Origin of the sequence: Oribacterium sp. P6A1, assembly GCF_000702885.1 — a bacterium.
Taxonomy (GTDB): Bacteria; Bacillota; Clostridia; order Lachnospirales; family Lachnospiraceae; genus Oribacterium.
The window spans coordinates 35,762-61,651 of sequence record NZ_JNKO01000012.1 but is presented as its reverse complement, the minus strand read 5'-3'; the positions used below and the strand labels follow the sequence as shown (position 1 = coordinate 61,651).

Here is a 25,890-nt window from a genome sequence, read left to right as displayed (position 1 = left end):
ATTTTATGAAACATAGTATAGTTATCGCAGCAGATAAGAGCGGATCAGGTAAGACCACATTGACATGTGGTCTTATTCATGTGCTGAAAAAAAGAGGGCTGAAGGTACAGAGCTTTAAATGCGGGCCGGACTATTTAGATCCCATGTTTCATAAAAAGGTGTTGGGAGTACCTTCTGCAAATCTTGACAGCTTTTTCGTTTCAAAGGAAATACTGAAGAAGCTTTATGCGGAAAGAGCTGAAAAGGCGGAGGTTTCTGTCATCGAAGGTGTGATGGGGTACTATGACGGGTTAGGCGGAATTTCGTCGGAAGCTTCCACCTGGGAGATAGCGGATATCATCGACAGCCCGACAGTACTTTTGATGGATTGCAAGGGAGCAAGTGTTTCCATAGCGGCCCTTATCAGAGGAATGCTGGATTTTACCAAAAGTGATTCCGGAATTCGTGGAGTGATTCTTAACAGAGTTGCACCTATGTTTTATGAGAGGTTAAAGGGTGTAATCGAAGATAATTGTCCTGAAATCAAAGTTCTGGGATATATGCCTGAAATGAAGAATCTTACAGTTCCGTCACGGCACCTGGGGCTTATCGAACCGGGAGATATGGAAGATTTCAATTCATGGATAGAGGCTGTTGGCGAGCAGATTGAAAAGACAGTTCTGGTTGACGGTCTTTTGGAAATTGCTGAGACAACTAAATCCGGTAAGACAATGGAATCAAAGCTTTCTGAATTTGAAAACGGACCGGAGATATCATATAAATTAAAAAATAAAGTGAGAATAGGAATCGCCGAGGATGAAGCCTTCAATTTCTATTATCGGGAAAATCGTGAGCTGTTGGAGAAGATGGGAGCGGAGATAGTGTCATTCAGCCCGCTTCATGATGAGATTCTTCCGGACGACCTGGATGGAATCATCATAGGAGGCGGATATCCGGAGCTTTATGCAGAGACGCTTTCCGCCAATGTTTCCATGAGGGAAGCATTGGCTTCGAGTATAAAAAACGGGATTCCGGTAATAGCCGAGTGCGGCGGATACATGTATCTAAATAACTCGATATCTGCCGTTGGATATGGAAATGAAAAAAATACCATGGATGATAAACCTGCTTCTGGAAAGGTAAATTCAGAGGATGGTATCAGACATTACGATAATTTAAGCAGAAACAAATCAGGAACAGAAAACAGCTATCAGATGTGTGGAATATTATCGGGAAACGCTCAAAAGAGGGAACGACTGGTTCGTTTCGGTTATGTATCGGCTGAAACAAAAGCTTCCGGTTTATTTGGTGATGCGGGTACGGTTCTCAAAGGTCATGAGTTTCACAGATATGATTGTGAATATAACGGGGATGGTTTTGTACTTAGAAAGCCTAAAGCCGGAAATGATAAAATCAACTCAACTTTCAAGATGAGAAAGTCTGTTCAGGATGACATGAAAAATTCTCCGGGAAATACAAGTATGTCTTATGAGAACTTTAATAAGACGCCTGAATTGAGTGAAACATTAAAGGGATATGAAGGAATTTATTATAGTGAGACCATGTCCTGTGGCTGGCCGCATTTTTACTATTACAGTAATCCGAAAGCAATCTTTAATTATATGAAATGTTGTGAGAGATATCATTTTGAGAGGGAAGCTCAGAAAAAGTGGGATGGGATAGCGAAGCCTATAGACAGTCTCGGTGTTCTTGAAAAAGAGGTTATCAAGCTCTGCGGTATACAAAGAACCCTGACTCCCGATATAGATAAAAAGGCTCTTGTAGTGCTTTGCGCAGATCATGGCTGTGTTAAGGAAGGTGTGACTCAGACAGACAGTTCCGTCACGAGAAAAGTGGCGGACAGCTTTGCAAAGGGGGCAACTACAACTGCCATATTTGCTGAGAAAAACGGTGTTTCTGTCTATACCCTTGATGTGGGAATGCTTGGACCGAGATACGGAGAGGTTAGTGAAGAAAGAGAATCAGAGGGATTTGAAAACAGATCAGATGAGGGTTTAGGCAAATTATATTTACATGCGGTAAATGACAGACGCCTTCAGGATGGCAGCGGCAACATCGCGGTGGAACCTGCCATGAGTCACGAAGTTGGAGAAAAGGCATTAAAACTTGGAATGGATATCGTTCGGGAACTTAAGGAGGATGGTTACCGCATCATCGCAACAGGAGAGATGGGAATAGGTAATACCACCCCCACGGCAGCACTTTTGGCATATTTCATGGGAAGTAATGCTGAGGAGGCGGCAGGCTACGGCGCGGGACTCAGTGAAGATGGACTTAAGAGAAAGCAGGATGTAGTAAGAAAAGCGCTGGAGAGACTTGGGAAAGAGCTGAGACAAAAAGAGAGTGAGGCAGAAACTGCGAAGGAAGTTCTGTTCCGGATCGGAGGTCTTGAGATAGCAGTCATGGCCGGGATGTTCCTTGGGGGCGTCAGATATGAAGTTCCTATAGTGGTTGACGGTATCATTTCCACCGCAGCGGCACTCAGCGCATATATGATGGATGAGAGAGTCGGGAACTATGCATTGGCATCCCATGTATCAAAGGAAAAGCTTGCCAGGAAAGCTCTCGAAAAAATGGGGCTCCGTGCCATAATCGACGCGGAAATGTCTCTTGGGGAGGGGTCCGGCGCAGTACTCCTGATGCCCATATTATCATCAGCTGTGGAAGCCTTTAACCGGATGGGAAGTTTTTCTGATATGGAGGTAGAGGCGTATCACAGGTTTTCGCATTAGTGGGAGTCGAGATTATGGAGATGAAGAAGAAAGGGATTATATTAATACCGCTTTTTATGGCTATACTGATGATCATTTTCATATGGAAAAATATGCCGGCCTCCGGGATTTCCGAAGATAGTTCCGAAGCTGCAACCCCTCCAAAAGAGCTTATCATATGTGTTGCGTCGGATATTCATTATATAGCGCCGGAACTTACGGATGGCGGGGCGTATTTTACGGAACTTATAGAGAATGCAGACGGAAAAGCCATGCAGTACTGCGAAGAGATCACAGATGCCTTTGTGGACAGGATGAATGAACTGAAGCCGGATGTCCTTATCATATCCGGAGATTTGACCTTCAACGGAGCAAAGGCAAGCCATGAAGGACTGGCGGCAAAGCTTAAAAAAATCGAAGATACAGGAGTCAGAGTTTTGGTCATACCGGGAAATCATGATCTCTACAGTCGTACTGCGGCATGTTTCGAGGGTGATGGTTATACCCTGGTTGACAATGTTTCTGCCGAAGCATTTGCACAGATTTATGGTGATTTCGGCTACCGGGAGGCAAAGGAAAGAGACAGTGCTTCCCTAAGCTACACATATGATGTCAGCCCTGAATTAAGGCTTATTCTTGTGGATGTCAATACAGATAGTGCACCAGGGAAATGCACGGATGAGACATTGGCATGGGTTTCTGAGCAGCTTAAAGATGCAAAGGCGAAGAACATGCAGGTTATAGCCGTAAGCCATCAGAATCTGACAGCCCATAACCCGATGTTCACGGATGGCTTCGTAATGGGACAGAACGAAAGACTGCTTAAGCTGTATCAGGAATACGGTGTCAGATACAATTTAAGCGGTCACATGCATATACAGCATGTTGCGGAAGAAGAGGGAATAAAGGATATTGCAACATCTTCTCTCATGGTATCTCCATGTCAGTTTGGAGTGATAGAACTGAAGAAAGATTCTGAAAGCTACCATACCGAGGAGCTTGCTTTTGAACACTCTCAGGAAGTTGAGGGATTTTTTAAAGACACTTCAACCAGGATGCTTAAGAGAAGCATCAAAGAACCGGGTGAAAGTGCATGTGAGTTTTTTTCTAAAGTGAATGCTGCTTACTTTTCCGGCAGGAGAGACACCATAGAATGGGATGATGAAGCTTACAGGGAGATAACAGAGAAATCAGCCTTTGTGGGACTGTATCTTAAATCGGTGTATGATGATGGGTTCTCAAATGACACGGAATTTATGTTATAATTGTCGATCCGCACAACTGTAATCTTTTTCCAATGACTGAAATCATAATGTGTCCATTACTGTGGGTGCCTAAAAACTTTCATGTCTACTGTTATGGGTACAGTATATAACGGGAACTGCCCGCTAAAAATTCATTCAGGGGGCAGTTAATTTAGTTTATGGGTATAAATCAAAAAACAGGGGGAGGCTCTATGTACTTTCTGGTGACGGGAGGTGCCGGATCGGGAAAATCTGAATATGCGGAATCTCTGGCACTGTCTTTAAAGGATAATTCGGGACAGCTGTTTTACATTGCCACCATGTATCCCTATGATGATGGGGAAACCAAAAAGCGGATAGAAAGGCATAGAAGTTTACGGGCAGGTAAGGGATTTGTTACTATAGAGAGGCCTTTTGAGATATCGAAGATTTTAGATGAAATAAAAGCTCATACGGATGAAACAGACTGCTCACCGTTTCGAGAACAGAATCTGAGAGCTGAAGCACAGAAACAGTGCTCTGGCAGGGTGAAGAAGGACATCAATACAGAGCAAGGACTTGAGAGTGGAGACAGCTCGGATCAGGAGTATGCCGGAGTGAAGGATGTGGTGGTTCTTCTCGAAGATCTGACAAATCTTTACGCCAATGAGTGTTATCAGACTGATGGTCATCCTCATGAAATCGTGGCACCTCTGAAAGAGCTTTCAGCCAGTGTTAAAGCCCTTATCGTTGTCAGCAATGAGCTGTACTGCGACGGAATCCGGTATCCGGAGGAAACCTCGGGATTTCTGAGAGAGCTGTCCATGATAAATCGTGAGATAGCTAAGGATGCTGATAAGGTTTATGAGGTGGTGGCTGGCATTCCGGTGGCAGTGAAGTGAAATCGATCGTGAGTCTGGCGACAGGTAACAGAGGAACCTGCACTATAGAGCATCAGCCTTTCTGATATTCGGAACAGTTCATTAAAGGGAGAATAACTATATGATAGATTCCTTCATTATCGCTTTTTCCACATATTCAAGACTTCCCATGCCGAAGGCAGACTGGAATGAAAAAAGCATGAAATACGCCATGTGCTTTTTTCCCATGGTGGGTGCAGTTGTTGCAATAGCAGAGCTTTTCGTATGGTGGGTGGCCTTGAAGCTTCAAACTTATAACATGATTACGGCATTTTTTCTGATGCTGGTTCCCATTATGGTAACCGGCGGGATCCATCTGGATGGTCTTTTTGATACAGAAGATGCCCTTCACAGTTATGGCGACAGGGAGAAGAAGCTTTCCATATTGAAGGATCCACATATAGGAGCCTTCGCTGTCATTTATGGGGTAATGTATATCCTTGGGGGATATTCACTGGCAACTGAGATGGACATAGAGGCGCTGCTTTCTGTGTGTTTTGGTTTTGTTATTTCAAGAGAGTTAAGCGGGATTAGTGTAGTGTGCTTTCCAAAGGCTAAGAAGGATGGCATGGTAAGTACCTTTTCGGAGAATGCTGACAGGAAAGTAAAAAATGTTATTATAGCAGAGCTTATATTGACGGTGGTCTGCATGTTTTCGTTTTTCATATTTGGGAAGATAGAGCTTGTGTATCCGGCAGTGACATTGGCGGCGGCAGCAGTATCATTTTTGAGATACAGGTACAGGATTGTTCCTGAGTTCGGAGGAACAACAGGAGACCTTTGCGGATATTTTCTCTGTAACTGCGAGTTTTTGATTTTATTGGCAAATATACTGATAACAAAAATACTTGAAATGAAGGTGTTTCCTTAGAACGGAAACAACGAAAGATCTGATGCATTAAGTGCAGAATTGATTAGATCTACATCTGTATGGCTGAAATAACGGCTAAAAAACAGTGACAACAGGAGATGAGGGGATATTATTTATGAGGACAAAAGGACTTAGCGGTAATCAGCTTAAAATGATCGCAATATTTGCGATGACCATCGATCATCTGACTTCGGTAATATGGCCGGGGTATCCAACGGACTGGTGGATTATTTTACTTCATATAATCGGAAGACTGGCGGCGCCTGTTTTCTGGTTTATGGTTGCGGAGGGATATCATCATACGCATGATCTTAAGAAATATGGAATGAGACTTTTGATTTTTGCGGTTGTAGGTCATTTTGCCTATAACTTTGCCTTTGGAATTCCGTTTATTCCTTTTCAGACAGGTGTTTTCAATCAGACCAGTGTGATATGGCCTTTATTTTTAGGATTGATCGGGTTGTGGGTGTCTGATCATGAGGGATTTAAGCAGTGGCAGAAAACACTTATAATCCTGCTTTTGACCATCCTTGCATTTTGTGCAGACTGGAGCAGTATTGCGGTACTTGCAGTTATATATATCGGAGCAAACCGTGGAAACTTCAAAAAGCAAATGACAATGGTCATGCTGTGGGTTCTTGTTTATGCCATAGTTTATGCGGTTTTTATCAATCCGGTTTACGGTATGATCCAGCTTTTCGTATGTCTCACTATTCCGCTTTTGAAATCCTATAATGGTGAGCGTGGGAAGATGAGGAATATGAAATATCTGTTTTATATTTATTATCCTGCGCATCTTATTGTCTGCGGCATTTTGAGAATAATACTTCATGGAAATGTCGGAGTGATGATTGGCGGTTAGTTCTCCTTCAAGGGGGCTATGTGCTGTGATACATGTTTTTGGAACATAGTGTTCTTAATTGTGTTCTGAAACCTGTACTTTCAAGGAATATGGAGGAGAAATGATCCTTATTATAGGCGGAATATGTCAGGGAAAGCATGATTTTTGCAGGAATGAATTTCCTGATGCAGAAGTGATAGATCATTATGAAGAGCGGGTTCGTCGGGAAATGAAAGAAGGTAAAGAGCCTTTATCCGAAGCAGAGAAGTGGCTTGAAAGCATTGCAGGGGATGATACAGAATCAGGAACTAATGAAGACGATGTTTCCGGAGCATATTTTGGAAACAGTAATCCGGAACGAATCACAAAGGAGCTTGTTATCATCATGAATGAGGTTGGATCCGGAGTTGTGCCCATGAATAAGGATGAGCGTGCATGGCGTGAGTCGGTTGGAAGGGTGAGCTGTCTTTTTGCAAAGAAAGCGGACAGAGTTTACAGGTTGATAGCGGGAATTCCACAGAGGTTGAAATAAGATAACTACCTCATATTGAGTTTTTTGGAAAAAGATATACACTGAGATAATCTTATATGAATGAGAGGTAACAGAATCATGACTATAACCGCACTCACATATCTTATATGCTGTCCACTGCTATTTCTTGCAGGGCTTGTTGACTCAATAGGAGGGGGCGGAGGACTTATCTCACTTCCGGCATATTTACTTGCAGGATTGCCTGTTCATACAGCCATCGCCACTAACAAACTGTCCAGTGCCTGCGGAACCACTGTATCCACGGTTAGATTTATAAAGGAAGGGCTCATAAACTGGGGTATAGCTGTTCCTTCCATAATCGCCGCCATAATAGGTTCATCCGTCGGAGCAAGGCTTAGCCTTGTGATACCTGAAAAAGTGCTTGTTTATATACTTGTTGTTGTCCTTCCGGTGACTGCATTTGTAGTTCTAAACAGAAAGATCTTTAAGGATAACGGAAGCACTGAGGTGGTACATGACAAAAAGACTTATGTAACAGCTGTTCTTGCAGCGCTTATAATCGGTTTTTATGATGGAGTTTACGGTCCCGGTACAGGAACATTTCTTATTATTGCATTTACAGTTTTTGCAAAGCTTGGAGTGAAAACTGCAAACGGTCAGACAAAGGCTATTAATCTGACAACGAATATCACCTCGCTTGTGATATTTATCCTTCACGGCCAGGTACTTTTTGCAGTCGGGCTTCCATGTGCGCTCTGTAATATGGCGGGAAATTACATTGGTTCAGGCCTCGTAATGAAGAACGGAATCAAAGTGGTTCGTCCTTCCATCATTGCGGTCCTTGGCCTTCTTGCTGTAAAAATAGTGACGGAACATATAATATAACCCCTGGAGATACTGATGAAACTGTTTCTTATAAGGCATGGCATGACAAAAGGTAATCAGGAACATAGATATGTAGGGGCAACTGACGAATCGATTCTTCCATCCGAGAAAGAGCGACTTCGGCCATCGGTTGAAAAATACTTTGGGAACTGTAGGGAAGGCAATCAAAATTCGAAAATCTATATCAGTCCTATGGGTCGGTGCATGGAAACTGCAGAATGTCTATTTCCTGAGATGATTTCACAAGGCCGGTATGAAATAATCGATAATTTCCGGGAGATGGATTTTGGAGCTTTTGAGTACAAGACTTATCATGAGATAAATGAAGATCCGGATCCGGATCACAGAGAGGCTTATCAGAGATATATTGACAGCAACGGTGAAACGGCATTTCCCGGAGGTGAATCAAAAGCAGAGTTTATTGAGAGAGTTGTCCGTGGATTTAACAGTATCGTATCGGATTATCTTTTATCAAAAAGAAAAAGCAGTACACTGATCTTTGTGGTACACGGCGGCACTGTCATGGCACTTCTGGATAGATTCTCAGAGCCTCACAGGGACTACTTCGAATGGAGTCTGAAGCCCGGACAGGGATATGAAACGGACATCACAGTTGATCAGCATGGCGACTTGAAAATAATAAACATAAAAAAGATAGGATGACAAAATGTACGAAAGAATAATGATACTTATCATGGCACTGATACTTGATCTGGTTTTCGGAGACCCCCACAACTGGTTTCATCCGGTTATGGCCATGGGACGGGCGATAGAGTGGCTGGATAGTTTTCTCAGAAAAGTGCTTAACATTTCTGAAGCTGCAGAGGAAGACAAGGTAAAGAAGCGGATAGCCGGAGGGATACTTGTGGTGATAATGCTTTTGGTATTTACAATGATACCTCTTGTGGTCATTTATATCAGCCGAATGTTCGGTGAGACCATATCATGGGCCCTAAGTGCATTTCTTGCCTATCAGATGCTTGCCATGAAACAGCTGAAGGTTGAATCAATGAAGGTGTTCAGGGCGCTTCAGAGAAAGGATATAAAGGGCGCAAGAGAAGCGGTTTCCATGATAGTCGGAAGAGACACAAAGCGTCTTAATGAATCGGGAATCGCAAAGGCCGCAGTGGAGACGGTGGCTGAAAATGCCTCCGACGGTGTTGTGGCACCCCTTCTTTTTATGATGGTTTTCGGAGTTGCCGGCGGCTGGTTTTATAAAGCAGTAAATACCATGGATTCCATGATAGGATATAAAAACGAAAAATATCGATATTTCGGAACAGCCGCTGCAAGACTTGATGATGTTTTGAATTTTATTCCGGCTAGAGTGACAGCGCTTTTTATGGTCATTGCGGCAGCATTTTTGAATCTTAACTGGAAGAATGCCTTTAAAATCTGGATGAGAGATGCAAAGAAGTCCACAAGCCCAAACTCCGGACAGACTGAGGCAGTCATGTCCGGAGCTTTGGGTGTGACTCTTTTAGGTGACGCATGGTACTTCGGAAAGCTTGTGAAGAAATCCGAAATAGGAGATAAGCTTCGTGAGATTGAGCCAAAAGACATAGAGACCGCAAACAGGGTGATGTATCTTTCGGTGTTTATGATCTATATAGTCGGGATACTTATCATTAAATTCCTTTACCTGAGATAAAATTTTGAATCGGTTTCTTCCTCGGTTTCAACAGGAGCTTCAAACACTGCTTTATTTCCGTCCCATGTGAAGTTTACAAATTCTGTGGTATAGGTTCTGTCCAGCATATCAGAGATAGAATAGCGCATTCTGTACTTACCTTTCGGAAGCACGGTATCCTGAACATCAAGACTCAGGTCTATCGCCACCGGATCCTGGTATCTCATATCACCGATGTTTTTCAAAAAATTACTGTATACAGGAGTGCATATTTCCATCTGTGCTCCAAGAATATCGGTCATGGAAAAAGTATTTCTATCCGAGAGACCGGTTGAAGAATCGTAACCGTCCCAAATTCCGGCCAACTGATATCTCACTATATGTTCATCTTCGGTTGCTGTATCAGGTTCATCATTGATATCGTTTGTGAGACCTTCTGGATACTCTGCCAGGATCCTGAGCTTCATTATCTTGTTTGGATTGAACTCAGGGAGTCGTACAGATGCCTGCATAAGAACAGTATTCCCCTGAATATCCTTAGTGATCACATGTAAGAACTTGTCACCTATTGCAGGCCATTTTCCTGTGAAATCCGCAGTATATGTAAGAGTATTGTCGGAATAACCCAGGAACTTCAGATCTTCACTCTGTCCGAGAGCATGCCACTCCTGGAAATTTTCATCAAAGCTTTGGATTTCGTAGCATATGGATCCGCCGCTTTCAATGCCGGAATAGATATGAATAAGATGCTGACTGTTATCTTCGGAATTTTCGGTCTCAAATTTTACTGTATAAAGTTCCGGCTTAAGCTGAGGTATCTCTCCGGCAACTTCACAAGCCCATTCCGGAGCATCCCATTTCAGACTTACAGCATCAAGGAAAGCCATCTGCCATGGATTCTTGCAGGTTCTGGCAAAACGATCAAGCTTTTCTGTCTTTCCGTTGTAGGTGATGAATGCAGATAATCCGTGAGAATACGGGTGGTAGGAACCGCGAACACAGGTCATTACAGCATCATCAACAGCATTCTCAAGCTTCAGAACGGTTTCTTTCGATATGCCGCCATTTCTGCCTCTTCTCGCCAGGTCATACAGATCCCACATATCACGATCACTATATCTGTCTGTTTTGCTTACAGCATTAAGATATTGACCGAAGGCAGCAGGATCCTGAATCAGTTCAATGACTTCCTTCATATATGCTTCAAAAGCTTCAACTACAGGACCTATCTTACTTAGATCTATGGTAGAGAATGTAAGACCTTTCAGACTGCCGTCATCTGCCATCTCAGCGTACATGATCTGGGTCGCATTACAGATATTGGCACCAAGACGCGGTGCGTCGCACTCAGGTTCATCATATAGAGACTGAAGCCACTCTGCGTAGTTGCTGCCGTATCCCGGAAGTACTTCTTCTGATGCAATAAAATAGTCTGCATAAGGCTTAATTGCCTGCGCAGTTTCAAGTGATGCCATAAGGCAGGCATCTGTCATGAACAAATCAAAGTGAACGCCGGCATCCTTTAAGCCTCTTTCAAGCCCTTCAAGACTCATGATTGAGTGGTCATGTAATTCGTCCACTATGAGACCTGCTGAGCTTCCTCCGCCATGATCCCAGATTATGAGAAGATGCTTCTTGGCAGGGAAGTTCTCTGCACTCCAGCTGATAAAGTCTGATAATGTGGTGTACTTGGACATGGAGGCATTTTCCAGCTCATCCTCAAGTACGAAACCATCTTCACCATAGCTCCAGCGCTGTAATTTGTCTGTTGCAATGTCTAGGCCTATGCGTTCCTTTGCTTTCCATTCTTTTGTGCCGCCTGTCTGGATAAGAACATTAACCGAACTGTTGGGAATGGTGTTTTTGATCATCTCAAGGTTGTTGGTGGCCATTTCACCTTCAGATTCCAGATCAGTTCCGCAGAGATAGAGCATTACATCCCACTCAGCCTGTGCTTTGGCAGGTTCGCTGGGAGAAGCCGTTTTTTCCTTGGTGCTTGTTTTCCTTACTTCTGATTTTTCCGATGTTACAGCTTCAGCCTTTGTTTCTTCAGTCTGTGCTGTTTCTTTATTTCCATTATAAGCATAGGCAAAAAACAGCGTTATACTGCTTATGATGCACAATGCAAATATGAGACATAGGATTTTCGAAAGCCGTTTCATTTACGCTCCTTTCTTGTTGGAGTTATCAAAAAAGACCATTTATATACTCTGAAAGAGCCTTTCTGTCGTAGAAGTTCTTCTCATCATCGATATAGAAATCAGGCTCGGCACCCTGGTCGATGTCATAGAAGCTTCCGTTCTTCGTAAACGCCATACGAAGAGGACCTGAAACCTGGAAAACTGTTCCGGTAGCTGACATACAGGGCAGTACCATACATGAACCACCGCCGGAGGTCTGTCCGAGAAGAGTAACCTTGTGAGAATTCTTGAAAACACTTGGAACAAGATTTCCGCATGAGAAACTATTGAAGGATTCAAGGCAGTAAAGCTTATATCCCTGAAGAGAATCCTTTTCGTCAAACTTATGATCAAGATTCAGATCCACATGAACATAGTCAGTCATCATAGCCCCTGTCATAGTGTTATGAATCGAGTACATTCCTGTGCCTAAAAATGTTCCCAGAACAAAACTTGCAGCATTGGAATCACCGCCGCCGTTGTTTGAAAGATCAAGAACAACATTCTCTACAGGACTGCCGTCTCTTGTTATCTGCGCATAGGAATACAGCATGAGACCGACTGTATCATTGGGATCTGCTTCCTTAGGAGGATTCTTGTAGTAGTCGGCATCTTCAGGAATAGGCTTGAATCCGTCAAAAGTGATATAGGCTGTATTTCCAACTTCCTCATATCCGGGACAGCCATCAGGATAAGCTTCAGCCCTTGCAATACCGAAGCGTTGCACTTCATCTACCATTATCGCAATTGAGCTGCCGTAACTATTCTCGATTTCAGCATCTACACCGCTTTCATATGATGGCAGAATGAATCCGCTGTGTCCGTCATCCAGATTCTTATTGATAAATTCAGCAAGTGCACTGTCAATGACCTTCGGATCAGGGTTTAACAACTGCAGTTTTGTTCCTGTCTGAAGGAATATACGGTCAAAAGAACTGATTCCATGAGTTTCTTTTAATCCATAATTATAATCCAGCATCATACACAGTTCGTTATAATTAAACACTGCCATGGAAGGACTTATCTCTCCTGTATCGCCTGCATAATACAGTTCACCTATATCAGTGAGACTTCCTTCCTCGTTCTGAGATCCGCCATTTTCGAAAAGAATCTTGTTCTGAAGTCCGCCATAAGTAAAAAGAATTACACTCTTACCATTATAAACAAGCGGAATATAGAATCTGGTAAGGATAAAATCATTGATTATGGCAAGTGGCATATAGTATTTATCCTTGTCTCTTACAAGATCAATTCCATAAGCATCAAGATCAAGTATAAGAACATCTCCGTAACGTTCATAGGAATCACCGGTATGCTCAAACAGGTCTCTTGATGATTCACTTGCCAATGCACGTTCAGATACAACATCCATCAGTGAATCCATATTGGAAGCTTTCAGAAAATCGTCATGATCCAGGAATGTGATGGTATTCTCATCGAAATCCAGCTTCATCCAGGTTCCGCTTTCTCTTGTCAATGTTGCCGTCCTGCCGTCACTGGTGAAGGTAAGCTTATAATCCTTGTCCTTTGCCTGTATAAGGTAAGCATTCTCAAGCACCATAGGAACATCCTCGAGGGAGATGTATGGCACTGACTCATCAGGATCAAAGAAGGCGAGACTTATATTCTCTTTGGACTCGGCAGAATTGAAATAAATAGGTACATCCTTTGTCTTAAGATCTCCAGGCTCAAATGCCTTTTCCAGAGGTCCGCCTTCTTTTAGTCTGGTCAGCTCACTTTCAAGCCATTCACTTAACTTTTCATTATCAGCTTCAGAAAAACTATTTGCGTCGTTTTTTTCAGACCCGTTTTTTTCAGAATCAGAAGCTGATTTTTCGGTTGTCTTAGAATCGGTCTCTCTTGATTCTCCGGCTTTTTCAGTTTCAGAAGAGCCTGATTCCACAGCTTTTTCTGCTTCTGTTTCACTTGTTTCTTTAGTAGCGGTTCCACCTTGGGAATCTTCAAGTGATTCTCCGTCTTTGGTTTCCACTGCAGCCTTTTCATCGGTTGCTCCTGAACCGATCTCAGGTGTTGAAGTAGCATTGCAGCCGGTCAGTATCATACTTGCTGTGATTACCGAAGCTAAAATGCCATTGAGTTTTGTTCGCCTCATTCATGACCTCCTTGTGATTATTTTTCATCAACCTGCAGAGCAGAAAAAGTCAAAGTATCCCTATGATTTTTCTGCATGCTATAAAAAAAAGTTCGACCACTTCAAATTGTTTTATAATATTCAGAACAGATTATGCACACATTAGGATATGACGATAATTCATAGAATTATGTCTATCATAAAAAAATCTCATCTATAGAATTTTACAAAACTGATTTTTAATCTTTGAATTGACAGACATATGATGTGGTCTTACTATATAAACGAATATTCAAAAAGCTCCTTCTCTTGGAGCGTTAAGCGTTAGCCGTTTCTGTGGCTATGTTTTTATCTATTTATCTTTAAAGATATCCCGCTTTTTGCAGTCAGGTATTTGTTAAATGAAATTTTAATAAATGCTATTTGTTTTGATGCTATACTTTAGGTATATGAAGGATCATATATGGACAATTTAATACTTGAAAATGAACTGATTGAAAGTCAGTTACGACTTGAGACAGAGGAAAAGCAGTTGATGATGAATATGTAAAGAAGCTAGATGAAGCAGTAAAGATGGCAAGGCTCAATAAGAAGTGGAGGACTGAGTATATGGTTATCAATATGAGAGATCGAGAGCATGAATATATCGGAAGGGAAATGTATAAGCGTGAGCAAATAGAAGAAATGCTTAAAGATGGAAAATCACCTCAGGATATCGCGTCTTTTTGTAAATATCCCATGGAACTAATCGAAGAAGTACAGAAAAAAATGATGGCTGAGACTGTTAAGTGATACTGAGTACAGCAGAGAATTATTAGTACATTGTTGAGATGAAAATCTGGCGAGGTGAAAGATATAATGCCGACGGTGAGAAACAGATACGGGAGTATCTTGATTACTGGCACTTTGATACAGGATATATGCTGAGCTTTAACTTCAATAAAAATAAAGAGCAGGGCGTGAAGCGCGTCGAAATAGGTGACAAGGTACTGTTTGAAGGAACGGCGTGAGATATAATCGCTATGCTTTATGAGGATTACACTATGCATGTTTCCGAAGATGAAATAAACTTATTAAAGAAAAAGATATCAGAATTGGAGAATGAGAACCGGCTTTTGAAGGAACGACTTTCGGAAGCCGGAATTTCGTATGAAGATATAATTCCTGCTGAATATGTTTGTAAATCAGAAAAGTTTGATCCGAATCAGGGCGCTCGTATAAATAAAATAAATATCACAGAGAAGAATGCATATAATTTCTTTATTAAGTTTTGCAGAGGGCGGAAGGATGTATATGATCTTAGATATTGCAATCCTAAAACTGGAAAAACCGGATATTATCTTCAATGCCATAATCGCTGGGATCGAAATTGCCATATACAAAAGAGGGATAAAATAAGGTGTAAGGATTGTGAAATGCAAGCATTTAAGTCACTTGATATAAAATTGATTTTAGAACACTTAAGTGGAAATGATCCTTACGGCAATGATGTAGTTGCTATATTTCCAATGCTCGAAAATAATACATGTCAGTTACTTGTTTTTGATTTTGATAATCACAAGGAAGGGGCAGAACAAAATGATTTTGCGAATGTGGACGATGATTGGAAAGACGAAGTAAATGCATTACGTCAAATCTGTATTAATTTGGGCATTGATGCAGCGGTAGAAAGGTCAAGATCGGGAAAAGGCGCTCATCTTTGGATATTTTTTAAGGACATGGTTCCGGCGAGACTAGCCAGAAGATTTGGATATGCATTATTGGAAAAAGGTGCGGAATCAGTCAATCTTAAATCATTCAGATATTATGATCGAATGATACCGACTCAGGATGCGCTTCCGGAAGGTGGTTTGGGAAATGTTATTGCACTTCCTCTTCAGGGGCTGGCTTTAAGATCAGGTAATAGTGCTTTTGTTGATGAGAATTGGAATGCTTACAGGGATCAGCTGCAATATTTGGGAGGACTGAAGAGAATATCCCGGCAAGAGATAAAAGATTATATATCACAGTGGTATAGCGTTGAAGGAAATGAAAATGAAGGTGAAGATACGCCATGGGATAAGAACTCAGCTTTTGATGTCAATGAAGTAAAGGGTAATGTTCACATCGTACTATCAGATCGGATTTATATTAATGCCTCACTGATGTCAAATAAGCTAAAGAGACAGATAAGACAACTGGCGACATTTTCCAACAAGCAATATTTTAAAAATCAGGCTATGGATATGCCGAACTATGATCAATCAAGATACTTATATCTTGGAAATGATAAAGGAAAATATATTGTATTGCCACGGGGAATTAAGGAAGAGTTATTAAAACGATTTGATAATGCCGGAATAAAATATAATATTGATGATAAAAGATATTGCGGTCGGAGTATAAATGTAGCTTTTAAAGGAAAACTGAAAGAGTCACAAGTTCCTGCTGTTGAGACAATGCTGAATAATGATATTGGCATTCTTCATGCGGCTACTGCTTTCGGAAAGACAGTAGTGTGTTGTGATATGATCGCAAAAAGAGGGGTAAATACGCTTATTCTTGTAGACAAGGCTGCTTTGATGAATCAGTGGATCAAAAGGCTGGATGAATTTTTAGAAATAGATGAAGAATTTCCTGAATATAAGACAAAAGGCGGACGAACAAAAATAAGAAAATCACTGATTGGAAATCTACAGGGGGCACATGATACATTGACAGGTATAGTTGATGTAGCTATGATTCGTTCTTTAAAAAAGAAAGATGGATTTCATCCCATGCTAAAAGAGTATTCTCAGGTGTTTTTTGATGAATGTCATCATGCCGCTTCTGACAGTGCCATAGAAGTTCTTCAGGAGATAGATGCAAAGTACGTATATGGAGTTACGGCAACTCCTAAGCGAGGAGATGGAAAAGAAAAAATAAACGAGTTTTTACTTGGACCTATAAGATATAGGTTTACAGCAAAAGACAGGGCAGAAGAACAGAATATCGGTCATTTTGTATATCCGCGTTTTACGAGAACGGTAAAATCCCATCATTTATCAAATACACCTTATGGAAATGATGCCTTTGAACTTATAAGGAACAATGACGTACGTGATGAACAGATTGTTCGGGATGTGGTAAAGTGTGTCGAACTCGGAAGGACGCCGGTTGTGCTTACAAAATATGTGGATCATGCCATAAAATTGGCAGAGAGACTCAAGAACCATGCAGATAAGCTGATTTTACTGACAGGCTCGGATGGAACAAAAGCTCGCAGAAAACAGGCGGAAGAATTGAATGAAGTAGATGATTCGGAAAGTCTTATACTGGTTGGGACAGGTTCTTTGTTAGGGGAGGGATTTGATTATCCCAGACTTGATACATTATTTATGGCGACTCCTATATCAGGAGAAAATGTCGTTGAACAATACGTGGGACGCCTGAATCGTGATTATGAAGGTAAGGAAAATGTTATCGTTTATGATTATGTAGATGGACATATCCCTAAGTTTGATAAGATGTACTCTGCGAGGCTTAAAGCATATAAGAAAATCGGATATGAACTTTGTGTAAACAGTGATGGAGAAAAACAGAAGACAAATGCTATTTACGATATATATACATATGCAGATATTTATTGGAGAGATATGGCTGAGGCAAAGACGAATGTTATCATATCAAGCCCAAGACTAAACACAGAAAAAGTGGAACGTATCATTTCAGAACTGGCTCCTAGACAGGAATCGGGTGTGAAGGTTACTGTTGTTACCTGGCATTATGATTCATATAAATATGGCAGGGATGATGTTCGTATGGAGCTGATGGAGAGATTAAGAAAGGCCGGTTTTGAAGTTAAACTTGTAGAAGATAACTGTGAACATTACGCTATAATTGATAATGAAGTAGTATGGTATGGGAGCATGAATCTTTTGTCAAAAGAAGATATTGAAGATAATCTGATGCGTGTATGCAGTAAAGATATCGCGGCAGAACTTCTTGAAATGACATTTGGAAAAGAAAAAGAGCTGCAGGATTGGTAATTCCGGGGATGGTTAGAAAACAAGGATTCCAATTTAGTAAAAAATGGACAAATTCAGTGATTAAAATAATGAATAGGTAGATTTTAGCTTTTTGGATTCGATATGATTAAGAACGTGCTTTAGTTTAAATATTTCGGGAAAGGATAAAGCCACAATGAAGGCATTTAATACAAGTGCAGTATGCATACCTGAAAAACACTATATGGTGGATATCTCCGAGCGAGTTAAAGAAATAAAGAAGATGGTTGATGCGGGGAAGTATTTCACCATCAATCGGGCGAGACAGTATGGAAAGACCACTACGCTCAATGCGCTTTCAAGATATTTAATGCCGGAGTATGAAGTGTTGAATCTGAGTTTTGCAGCTATAGGTGCTGCAGGCTTTGAAACAGAGGAAGAGTTTGTCAGGGCATTTATACGTCAAATAAAACGACGAATAAGAACAGGATTTATAATTCCCGATGATATAAAAGAGCAATTTGAAGATTACATGACAAGAAAAGCTGATAAAGCTAAGCTGGATGAAATGTTCGATACATTGCTTGATTGGTGTGACGAGTCCGATAGAAAGATTGTTATGATCATAGATGAAGTGGATAGTGCAACCAATAATCAGGTATTTTTGGATTTTCTTGCGCAGCTTAGGGACAACTACATAAACAGAGATACTATGGGAATAAAAACCTTTCACTCTGTTATCCTTGCTGGTGTCACAGATATTAAGCATTTGAAGAGTAAGATACGCGAAGAATCTGAAGCAAAGCAAAACAGTCCGTGGAACATAGCAGCTGATTTCGATATCGACATGAGTCTTTCAGAAGAAGGAATCAAGGGAATGCTTGAAGAGTATGAGGAAGATCATCATACGGGTATGGATACTGCTGAAATGGCGAAACTGATCCATGACTATACAAGCGGATATCCGTTTCTTGTGAGCAGGATATGTGAACTGATTGACACCAGGATATCCCAAAGTATGAGTTTAAACGAAGCTTGGTCCGGAAGAGGAATTGACGAGGCCGTAAAACTGATTCTCAGTGAGAAAAATACTTTATTTGATTCGATAACAAAAAATCTTAATAATTATCCTGAGTTAAAAGCATCTATTCGCAGTGTTCTGATGGAGGGAACCAGAATTAGCTGGAATGGTGATCAGAAGGATATAGAAGAACTCCAGATGTATGGTCTGATAAAGAATGATCATAATATGGTCAGAATATCAAATCGAATTTTTGAGACGAGATTATACAATCTGTTCCTTTCTGATGAAGAGTTAAAGAGCAATGTCTTTTCACGTGAAGGAGAGCTTGCAAAAAATCAGTTTGTTGAAGACGGAAAGCTGAACATGCGACTGATTCTGGAGAAATTCATCGTAACCTACACAGATATATGCGGACCACTGGTTGACAGATTTAAAGAAAAAGACGGAAGAGAACTGTTCCTTCTTTACCTGAAACCAATCATCAACGGAACAGGAAACTACTACATCGAAGCCCAGACCCGTGACATGACAAGAACTGATGTTATAGTGGATTATCTCGGACAGCAGTACATAATTGAACTTAAGATCTGGCGTGGTGAAAGATATAATGCTGACGGCGAGAAACAGATACGTGAGTATCTTGATTACTGGCACCTTGATACAGGATACATGCTTAGCTTTAATTTCAACAAAAACAAAGAGCAGGGCGTGAAACGTGTTGAAATAGACGACAAGGTACTGTTTGAAGGAACGGTGTGAGATGAATCTGAAAAAAATGAATCGGGAAGAGGTGTAATCAGATGTTAAAAACAGTCGGACTTGGAATACAGGATTATGAAAAGGTCATAGAGCAAAATAACTTCTATATAGACAAAACAAAGTTTGTATCCGAGTGGTGGAGAAGTAACGATGATATCACTTTGATCACCCGTCCCCGACGTTTCGGAAAAACACTGATGCTGAGCACGGTAGAGAAGTTCTTCTCGGTGAGACAGGGAAACAATGAGGAACTCTTTAAAGGATCAAATGTTTCCGAAGACACAGAGATGATGAAGGAGTGTGGCAAGTGGCCGGTACTCTTCGTTTCCTTTGCCAATGTTAAATCAGATACTTATAAGGGAGCATTACAGCAATTCAACATAATCTTCAGTAAACTCTTATCTGCATTGGAATTCATGAAGGGTAAGTTTAGTTCTGCTGATTTGGATTTTTACAATAAGATTTGTATCGACATGGATCCCGGGATAAGTTCAAGCTGCCTTGGGTATTATTGTAAGTGGCTAAGTGATTATTACGGAAAAAAGGTCATTATCCTGATTGATGAATACGATACACCTATGCAGGAAGCCTATGTCAACGGATACTGGGATGAAATTTCCGGATTCATGCGGAATATGTTTAATGCGACATTAAAAACAAATCCGAACCTTCAAAAGGCACTTTTGACAGGAATCACAAGAGTCAGCCGAGAGTCATTGTTTTCTGACCTTAACAATCTGAGAATTGTGACGATTTCATCGGAACAGTAAGGATAAGATAAAGAAGTTCGCTTTTGTGTTTGAAGGGAAGGAACTTTTGATAAAAGAGGGATGAAGTAGTTGAAAAGGTACTGTTCGAAGGAACTGTGTAAGACAATAAATGGCAAGGTTGTCTTCGAAAAAAAGGAACGTAGAGTAGGAGAAATTAATTGAATTACAATCATGGTGGTGACATATACGGGAATAAGGTAAAACTTGATTATTCTGTGAATATCAATCCTTTGGGTATGCCTGAATCAGCAAAGGAAGCGGCAAAAAGAGGAGTGGAGCTCTGTACCGGCTATCCGGATTGGGATCAAAGAGAGCTGAGGGAATCATTATCGAAATATCTCGATGTGCCTGAAAGGAATCTTCTTTTCGGAAATGGTGCCGCGGATCTCATATACCGTCTCATGCAGGTGATAAGACCGGAAAAGGTCCTGGTTTCGGCACCTTCTTTTTCCGAGTACAGTGAAGCTGCCGTAAGGAGTGGTTCAGAGGTTCAGGAGTTTGTTCTTTATGAGAAGGACGCCTTCTGCTTTACGGATGAAGCTACGGAGAATTTCATTGAACAGATAGAAAAAATGGCAGCAGGGTCTGCCGTTTTTTTATGTAATCCGAATAATCCCGACGGAGGCATGATTCCAAAGGAGATGCTTCTTCGCATTTATGAGGTTTGCATGAAGAACTCAATTTGGTTAATAGTGGATGAATGTTTCCTGCCATTCAGTTCCTGTGAAGAAGTGTATTCGATGATTCCGGAGATCAGAAAAAGATCGAAGAAAAGGAATTTAACGGAATGTAATAGGAATACTACAAAATCGTTCTTCAATACGGCTGAATGTAGTATGGGTTCTGTATTAAAATCCCAAAGCGAAATAGTTTATAATGAAAAAAATAGAACTATAGATAGTGGATTTGATGTAGAGAACGGGATTGGGAGACATCTCATAGTCCTCCGGGCATTTACAAAGATATATGGTATGCCGGGATTAAGGCTTGGATATCTGGTTACTGAAAATCAGGAGCTGATTAGTAAAATAAGAGAAAACATGTCACCATGGGAGATAAATACACCTGCGCAGATGGCGGGAGTGGCTGCGCTTTCTGATGGTGAATACCTCAAGAAAACGAGGCAAATAATAAAAGAAGAACGGAAATTTCTGATTGATGAAATCCTGAGAAACCGGCTTGCAGAAAAGATATATAATATTGAATCAGAATCTAATTTCATTCTTTTCAGAGTATCTCAAGATGTTACTGATCTGAAGGAAAAACTTATAGAAAAAGGGATACTCATAAGAAGCTGCGGGGATTTTTCAGGACTTGATGGAAGATTCTTCAGAATCTGTGTACGAAGGCATGAGGAAAATGCCGAGCTGATAGAGACATGGAAGAACATGAAAAAACAAATGGGAGAATCGTGAGTCTCGTGACAGGTTTCGCAGGAACCTGGCATATAGCATAAGTCTTTCACGAAGCGAACTCAATGGACTGATGTTCCCTGTAGCTCTCTGCGCGAAATGATTCGTCGTCGGCTTTGGACACTCATGTCATAATATAATGTATATGTGGCAGATTCCTCGGGAATCCGGAATACAGCAGCACAGTTTTTGATTTTAATCGACGCATTATGCAGACAAGTAAATGAAGGAAGTAAAGGAGGGCATTTGTTTTATATGACAGGGATCAAAAAAATAATAATCGGTTTTCTTACAGTTACAGTGTCCGGCCTGATGCTTACAGGCTGCAACGTGGATATGACAAAGGAACTAAGGGAGCATTATACAAAAGAAGAAGCTGCGGATGAACTTAAGACCGGAGAAGAAAAGATGGAGGAATGGATAGGTGTAAACTGTCCGGACGGAAAGGTTTTATCCATGGAAAACAGCTTCTGTCAGCTTACCGGCGGCCCCATATTCCTGACGGGTTTTGTTGAAGGAGAGTTTTCAGACGGCAGAGAAACTTACGATTACCTGATGAATGTACAGAATGGGGAACTGTATCTTGATCCGGGAGCAAAAAAGAGACAGGAGTTTTATGATGAATGCCGGTCTCTTGTAGAAGAGGGGCTCGGAGTAGATGAATTGATATTGGATAAGTCTGAATACAGCAATATGTCATTCGTGCTCTCAATGGGAATGGATGATTGGATCATGGTTGATAAGGCTGATAAACAGGGAGTTGAGACAAACGATAAACTGAAAGAAGGAGCTCTGGGATTCTGGCTGACTAATATGGAGACCCACGGGTATCTTCCGGCCTCTCTTGTGCTTTCTGATGGAGATGTGAAGGAGTTCGTCAGGGACAGAGATCGAAAGGATCTGATCGTTGTCGGTATGAATGCTTATGTACCCGAGGAAACAGATCTGTCGAGTTATACAATTGACAATATAGAAAGCATTGAAAAAGAATACGGTTTATATTTTGAACGACTGATTTTAAATACAGATAAGGAGCAGATGGATTTCAATCAAAACGGAGACGAAAGAAATGTTTCTATATCAAAGAATGAGAAATAAAAGACTACTGTTTTTTGCAAGTCTCGTAGTTGTGATCTTCCTTGTATCATGCGGTTTTTCCAGCTGTCGCGGTCCCCAGTATGAGGAGGAAGACAAGAAAAACCTGGAAGAAACCGGCGGAAAGCAGATGCAGGAATGGCTGGATAAGAACATGACAGGACGAGAGGTTCTTTCTTCCGAAGGATATGTAATTATGATTCCCAGCGGTCCCCACTATCTTACAGACCTTGTTTTGGGAACATTTTCCGATAAAGGTGAACCCCGGGACTATCTGGTGGATACAGCATCCGGCGGGATATATATCGCATATGACAACAGCCTGTTTAACGAAGTGTGTCTGGATTACGTTTATGAAGTACTGGATCTTGAAAAATTCAGGGAAGACTGCGATGTAATGAGACTTGGTACCGGATTTCGCATACCGGCAGGAACCAAAAATAAAATTTATAATGAAACATTATCAGACGAAGTCTGGCTTCCCGGAGAACTGGTAGTGAAGCTGGAGGATGCCGCCGACGATGATGTCCGTAAAATCCTTGATGAATTTGTCCGCAATAAAGAAAACAGGCAGGTGATTGGAATCGGAGGTACCATCAGTGTTCCGGATGAAGCTGTTCTGGAGAAATACAGTATGGCTTTTTGGGTGAAAGAACGGGAAGAAAACGGATTGTTCTTTGAAAACTTTGACCTTTATGATTCTTATGAAGATATATCCACCTACAGCGGCCGTGCAGTTTATCACAGATACTGTTTCCGTCAGGTGGATGATCCGGATATTCGTATCCGTATGAAGGAAACCTACTGGGTCGAGAAGGAAGAAAAGGGAGAAATTAAGGTAATAGAAGGCCGGGAGAGCGATTTTAATGACCTGTCTTTTGAAAAAACAGAAAACGGATATCTCATTACCTTTCCTGACCGGGAACATATCTTTGATTTTACGATCTATGCAGACAAAGATTCTGAGTTCCTGAAACACGAATACCATAGCCATGAGGACAGGGAAGCATATAAGAGCCCGGGATCGGTGATCAGCGGTGACAGGTATTTTGAAAATGATCTTTACTGGAAAGAAGCGGGAGATTTGGGCTTCGTCTTAACAAATGATGATGGAATCAGAAAGTCTTTTTTCGGAGGAGAAGAGCTGATTCCGAGAAGTAATTATAAGAGCTGACATTATAAGCTGATTCCGAGAAGTGATTATAAGAGCTGACACTGCAAGCTGATTTCGAGAATTAATTTCTGAGCGGAATAACAGAACTTCGCATATCAGTTTACAAAGGTCGTTTTGACGACTTTGGAGTGCAAAAGGATGGGATATAACTTTAGTCATCCGCAGTCATCCGCATCACAATTTAGAATTTAAAAAGGGAAACTAATGGAGAAGAAAAGAGCAAAAGCCATCATGATACAGGGGACCATGTCCAATGCCGGAAAGAGTCTCATTGCAGCAGGTCTATGCCGCATTTTCCATCAGGACGGATACAGAGTAGCTCCGTTTAAGTCTCAGAACATGGCGCTGAACAGCTTTATAACCGATGAAGGACTGGAGATGGGCCGTGCTCAGGTGGTTCAGGCGGAGGCCGCCGGCATTAAGCCATCTGTTCTTATGAATCCCATACTATTGAAGCCCACCACCGATGTCGGTTCTCAGGTGATCATCAACGGGAAAGTCAGCAGCAACATGACCGCGCGGGAGTATTATAAACATAAGAAACAGCTGATTCCTGTAGTTCGGGAAGCCTATGATAAGCTTTCAGAGGACTACGACATCATCGTGATCGAGGGAGCGGGGAGTCCTGCGGAGGTGAACCTGAGGGATGATGATATCGTCAACATGGGCATGGCAGAGCTTGCGGATGCGCCGGTGCTGCTGGTGGGTGATATAGACAGGGGCGGAGTATTTGCACAGCTCTACGGAACCATCGAGCTGCTGGAAGATTACGAGAAGGCGCGGATTAAGGGGCTGATCATAAATAAGTTCAGAGGCGACAAGACCATACTTGATCCGGGGCTCGATATCCTGAGGGACAGAACAGGGAAGGAAATTCTCGGAGTCGTGCCATATATGGATGTGGTGATAGACGATGAGGATTCTCTTTCGGAGCAGCTGAATGTGAGAAGATATATCAGGAAAATGCCGGATTCGGATGCCGGAATGTGCAAAGAAGCGAAAAACGAGAGTTGTCATGGCAGTGGATCAGATAAAAAAACCGGGCACGGTGATGCGCTCGGTTTTAATGAATCAATCACATCACTTCTTGATATAGCGGTTATCCGTCTTCCGAGGATCAGCAATTTTACAGACTTTACTGCATTATCCACAGAACCCGGAGTGTCACTTCGATACGTTACGAAGGTACGTGAGCTGGGAGAGCCTGACCTTATCATACTTCCGGGAACCAAGAGCACCATCAGGGACATGGAGTGGCTCAGGGCTACGGGACTTGAAGCGAAGATTCTTCAGAAGCATCATGCCGGAACTATGATCATAGGAATCTGCGGAGGTTATCAGATGCTTGGGGAAAGTATCGTGGATGAGTCCGGTGCGGAAACTGTTCCCGGAACAGCGGCCCGGGGGCTTGGACTTTTGCCGTTGGTGACAGAATTTGCCGAAGAGAAGACAAGAACCAGAGTTACAGAGGAACTTTCCGGACTTTCCGGTGTGTTTTCCTGGCTCAACGGTAAGACTGTCACAGGCTATGAGATTCACATGGGAAGAACTTACGGGGCAGGATCAGAAAACAGATACATTGATTCTGTCGGTAATGTCTTCGGAACCTACATTCATGGCTTTTTTGACAGTGATGAGCTCCGGGAAGCATTTCTTCAGATTTTATTCGGGAAAAAGGGTATAAACCGCGAACATATAACAGAATTACGGTATGAGGATTTCAAGGAGGAGCAGTATGATAAGCTGGCTTCTGTGCTGAGAGAGTCTCTTGATATGGATAAAGTGTATCGGATCATGGGGCTTGAAAACTGATCCTGAAATATCCGCTTTTGAGACATTCCTTTT

20 protein-coding genes are annotated in these 25,890 nt (G+C 41.7%); 18 read left to right on the top strand and 2 right to left on the bottom strand.

Features of this window, described 5'->3' with window-relative positions; all coding sequences use genetic code 11:
- Nucleotides 1–5: 5 nt before the first annotated feature.
- The 9 genes from T515_RS16655 to cbiB all read left to right on the top strand — a co-directional run bounded on the left by T515_RS16655 (nucleotide 6) and on the right by cbiB (nucleotide 9,595).
- Complete coding sequence (locus T515_RS16655) at nucleotides 6–2,732, top strand: cobyrinate a,c-diamide synthase (protein WP_051671616.1); 2,727 nt, start codon at nucleotides 6–8, stop codon at nucleotides 2,730–2,732.
- A 14-nt stretch (nucleotides 2,733–2,746) separates the two neighbouring features.
- Nucleotides 2,747–3,976: a metallophosphoesterase family protein gene (locus tag T515_RS16650; RefSeq protein WP_051671615.1), complete on the top strand. Its 1,230-nt coding sequence runs from the start codon at nucleotides 2,747–2,749 to the stop codon at nucleotides 3,974–3,976.
- 191 nt (nucleotides 3,977–4,167) lie between these two features.
- The gene (locus T515_RS09715; RefSeq protein WP_036610372.1) at nucleotides 4,168–4,836 is read left to right on the top strand and encodes a bifunctional adenosylcobinamide kinase/adenosylcobinamide-phosphate guanylyltransferase; all 669 of its coding nucleotides are present in this window, start codon (nucleotides 4,168–4,170) and stop codon (nucleotides 4,834–4,836) included.
- A gap of 100 nt (nucleotides 4,837–4,936) precedes the next feature.
- Nucleotides 4,937–5,725, top strand: coding sequence for an adenosylcobinamide-GDP ribazoletransferase (locus tag T515_RS09710; protein WP_036610370.1), 789 nt, complete (start codon nucleotides 4,937–4,939; stop codon nucleotides 5,723–5,725).
- 115 nt (nucleotides 5,726–5,840) lie between these two features.
- Complete coding sequence (locus T515_RS09705) at nucleotides 5,841–6,587, top strand: TraX family protein (RefSeq protein ID WP_036610368.1); 747 nt, start codon at nucleotides 5,841–5,843, stop codon at nucleotides 6,585–6,587.
- Between the two features lie 100 nt (nucleotides 6,588–6,687).
- Nucleotides 6,688–7,098, top strand: coding sequence for a bifunctional adenosylcobinamide kinase/adenosylcobinamide-phosphate guanylyltransferase (locus T515_RS16645; RefSeq protein ID WP_051671614.1), 411 nt, complete (start codon nucleotides 6,688–6,690; stop codon nucleotides 7,096–7,098).
- 78 nt (nucleotides 7,099–7,176) lie between these two features.
- Nucleotides 7,177–7,944, top strand: a complete 768-nt coding sequence (locus T515_RS09695; RefSeq protein ID WP_036610366.1) for a sulfite exporter TauE/SafE family protein — start codon at nucleotides 7,177–7,179, stop codon at nucleotides 7,942–7,944.
- A 15-nt stretch (nucleotides 7,945–7,959) separates the two neighbouring features.
- Nucleotides 7,960–8,607 carry a histidine phosphatase family protein gene (locus tag T515_RS09690; protein ID WP_051671613.1) on the top strand — a complete coding sequence of 216 codons (648 nt, stop codon included), beginning with the start codon at nucleotides 7,960–7,962 and terminating at the stop codon, nucleotides 8,605–8,607.
- Nucleotides 8,608–8,611: 4 nt separating this feature from the next.
- Nucleotides 8,612–9,595: an adenosylcobinamide-phosphate synthase CbiB gene (gene cbiB, locus T515_RS09685; RefSeq protein ID WP_036610363.1), complete on the top strand. Its 984-nt coding sequence runs from the start codon at nucleotides 8,612–8,614 to the stop codon at nucleotides 9,593–9,595.
- Here cbiB and T515_RS16640 read toward each other — a convergent pair.
- Both T515_RS16640 and T515_RS09675 read right to left on the bottom strand, forming a co-directional pair.
- On the bottom strand, nucleotides 9,583–11,736 hold the full coding sequence (locus T515_RS16640; RefSeq protein WP_051671612.1) for a clostripain-related cysteine peptidase: 2,154 nt from the start codon (nucleotides 11,734–11,736) through the stop codon (nucleotides 9,583–9,585). The two genes, cbiB and T515_RS16640, sit on opposite strands and share 13 nt — an antisense overlap.
- Before the next feature lie 25 nt (nucleotides 11,737–11,761).
- A complete protein-coding gene (locus T515_RS09675) occupies nucleotides 11,762–13,867 on the bottom strand; it encodes a S41 family peptidase (RefSeq protein ID WP_036610362.1) in 2,106 nt (701 codons plus the stop codon).
- Nucleotides 13,868–14,455: 588 nt separating this feature from the next.
- Here T515_RS09675 and T515_RS09670 point away from each other — a divergent pair.
- The 9 genes from T515_RS09670 (at nucleotide 14,456) to T515_RS09630 (ending at nucleotide 25,857) form a co-directional block, all read left to right on the top strand.
- Nucleotides 14,456–14,638 (top strand): hypothetical protein, encoded by a 183-nt coding sequence (locus T515_RS09670; protein ID WP_036610358.1) that lies wholly within the window; start codon nucleotides 14,456–14,458, stop codon nucleotides 14,636–14,638.
- 38 nt (nucleotides 14,639–14,676) lie between these two features.
- Nucleotides 14,677–14,856: a hypothetical protein gene (locus T515_RS09665; RefSeq protein ID WP_036610355.1), complete on the top strand. Its 180-nt coding sequence runs from the start codon at nucleotides 14,677–14,679 to the stop codon at nucleotides 14,854–14,856.
- Nucleotides 14,857–14,868: 12 nt separating this feature from the next.
- Nucleotides 14,869–17,853, top strand: a complete 2,985-nt coding sequence (locus T515_RS09660; RefSeq protein ID WP_442950150.1) for a TOTE conflict system archaeo-eukaryotic primase domain-containing protein — start codon at nucleotides 14,869–14,871, stop codon at nucleotides 17,851–17,853.
- A gap of 154 nt (nucleotides 17,854–18,007) precedes the next feature.
- Entirely contained in the window at nucleotides 18,008–19,594 is a 1,587-nt protein-coding gene (locus T515_RS09655) for an AAA-like domain-containing protein (RefSeq protein WP_036610350.1), read from the top strand.
- A 41-nt stretch (nucleotides 19,595–19,635) separates the two neighbouring features.
- Nucleotides 19,636–20,364: an AAA family ATPase gene (locus T515_RS09650; protein ID WP_036610463.1), complete on the top strand. Its 729-nt coding sequence runs from the start codon at nucleotides 19,636–19,638 to the stop codon at nucleotides 20,362–20,364.
- Nucleotides 20,365–20,522: 158 nt separating this feature from the next.
- Entirely contained in the window at nucleotides 20,523–21,779 is a 1,257-nt protein-coding gene (locus T515_RS09645) for a pyridoxal phosphate-dependent aminotransferase (protein ID WP_036610347.1), read from the top strand.
- A 252-nt stretch (nucleotides 21,780–22,031) separates the two neighbouring features.
- Complete coding sequence (locus T515_RS09640) at nucleotides 22,032–22,874, top strand: hypothetical protein (RefSeq protein WP_036610344.1); 843 nt, start codon at nucleotides 22,032–22,034, stop codon at nucleotides 22,872–22,874.
- Nucleotides 22,846–24,045 carry a hypothetical protein gene (locus tag T515_RS09635; protein WP_155988350.1) on the top strand — a complete coding sequence of 400 codons (1,200 nt, stop codon included), beginning with the start codon at nucleotides 22,846–22,848 and terminating at the stop codon, nucleotides 24,043–24,045. Before T515_RS09640 ends, T515_RS09635 begins: the two co-directional genes overlap by 29 nt.
- A 204-nt stretch (nucleotides 24,046–24,249) precedes the next feature.
- A complete protein-coding gene (locus T515_RS09630) occupies nucleotides 24,250–25,857 on the top strand; it encodes a cobyric acid synthase (protein ID WP_036610338.1) in 1,608 nt (535 codons plus the stop codon).
- Nucleotides 25,858–25,890 lie beyond the last annotated feature (33 nt).

Bases quoted from the DNA above. Each gene is read 5' to 3' on its own strand.
- T515_RS16655 (WP_051671616.1), top strand. From the start codon at position 6: ATGAAACATAGTATAGTTATCGCAGCAGATAAGAGCGGATCAGGTAAG.
- T515_RS16650 (WP_051671615.1), top strand. From the start codon at position 2,747: ATGGAGATGAAGAAGAAAGGGATTATATTAATACCGCTTTTTATGGCT.
- T515_RS09715 (WP_036610372.1), top strand. From the start codon at position 4,168: ATGTACTTTCTGGTGACGGGAGGTGCCGGATCGGGAAAATCTGAATAT.
- T515_RS09710 (WP_036610370.1), top strand. From the start codon at position 4,937: ATGATAGATTCCTTCATTATCGCTTTTTCCACATATTCAAGACTTCCC.
- T515_RS09705 (WP_036610368.1), top strand. From the start codon at position 5,841: ATGAGGACAAAAGGACTTAGCGGTAATCAGCTTAAAATGATCGCAATA.
- T515_RS16645 (WP_051671614.1), top strand. From the start codon at position 6,688: ATGATCCTTATTATAGGCGGAATATGTCAGGGAAAGCATGATTTTTGC.
- T515_RS09695 (WP_036610366.1), top strand. From the start codon at position 7,177: ATGACTATAACCGCACTCACATATCTTATATGCTGTCCACTGCTATTT.
- T515_RS09690 (WP_051671613.1), top strand. From the start codon at position 7,960: ATGAAACTGTTTCTTATAAGGCATGGCATGACAAAAGGTAATCAGGAA.
- cbiB (WP_036610363.1), top strand. From the start codon at position 8,612: ATGTACGAAAGAATAATGATACTTATCATGGCACTGATACTTGATCTG.
- T515_RS16640 (WP_051671612.1), bottom strand. From the start codon at position 11,736: ATGAAACGGCTTTCGAAAATCCTATGTCTCATATTTGCATTGTGCATC.
- T515_RS09675 (WP_036610362.1), bottom strand. From the start codon at position 13,867: ATGAGGCGAACAAAACTCAATGGCATTTTAGCTTCGGTAATCACAGCA.
- T515_RS09670 (WP_036610358.1), top strand. From the start codon at position 14,456: ATGGTTATCAATATGAGAGATCGAGAGCATGAATATATCGGAAGGGAA.
- T515_RS09665 (WP_036610355.1), top strand. From the start codon at position 14,677: ATGAAAATCTGGCGAGGTGAAAGATATAATGCCGACGGTGAGAAACAG.
- T515_RS09660 (WP_442950150.1), top strand. From the start codon at position 14,869: ATGCTTTATGAGGATTACACTATGCATGTTTCCGAAGATGAAATAAAC.
- T515_RS09655 (WP_036610350.1), top strand. From the start codon at position 18,008: ATGAAGGCATTTAATACAAGTGCAGTATGCATACCTGAAAAACACTAT.
- T515_RS09650 (WP_036610463.1), top strand. From the start codon at position 19,636: ATGTTAAAAACAGTCGGACTTGGAATACAGGATTATGAAAAGGTCATA.
- T515_RS09640 (WP_036610344.1), top strand. From the start codon at position 22,032: ATGACAGGGATCAAAAAAATAATAATCGGTTTTCTTACAGTTACAGTG.
- T515_RS09635 (WP_155988350.1), top strand. From the start codon at position 22,846: ATGTTTCTATATCAAAGAATGAGAAATAAAAGACTACTGTTTTTTGCA.
- T515_RS09630 (WP_036610338.1), top strand. From the start codon at position 24,250: ATGGAGAAGAAAAGAGCAAAAGCCATCATGATACAGGGGACCATGTCC.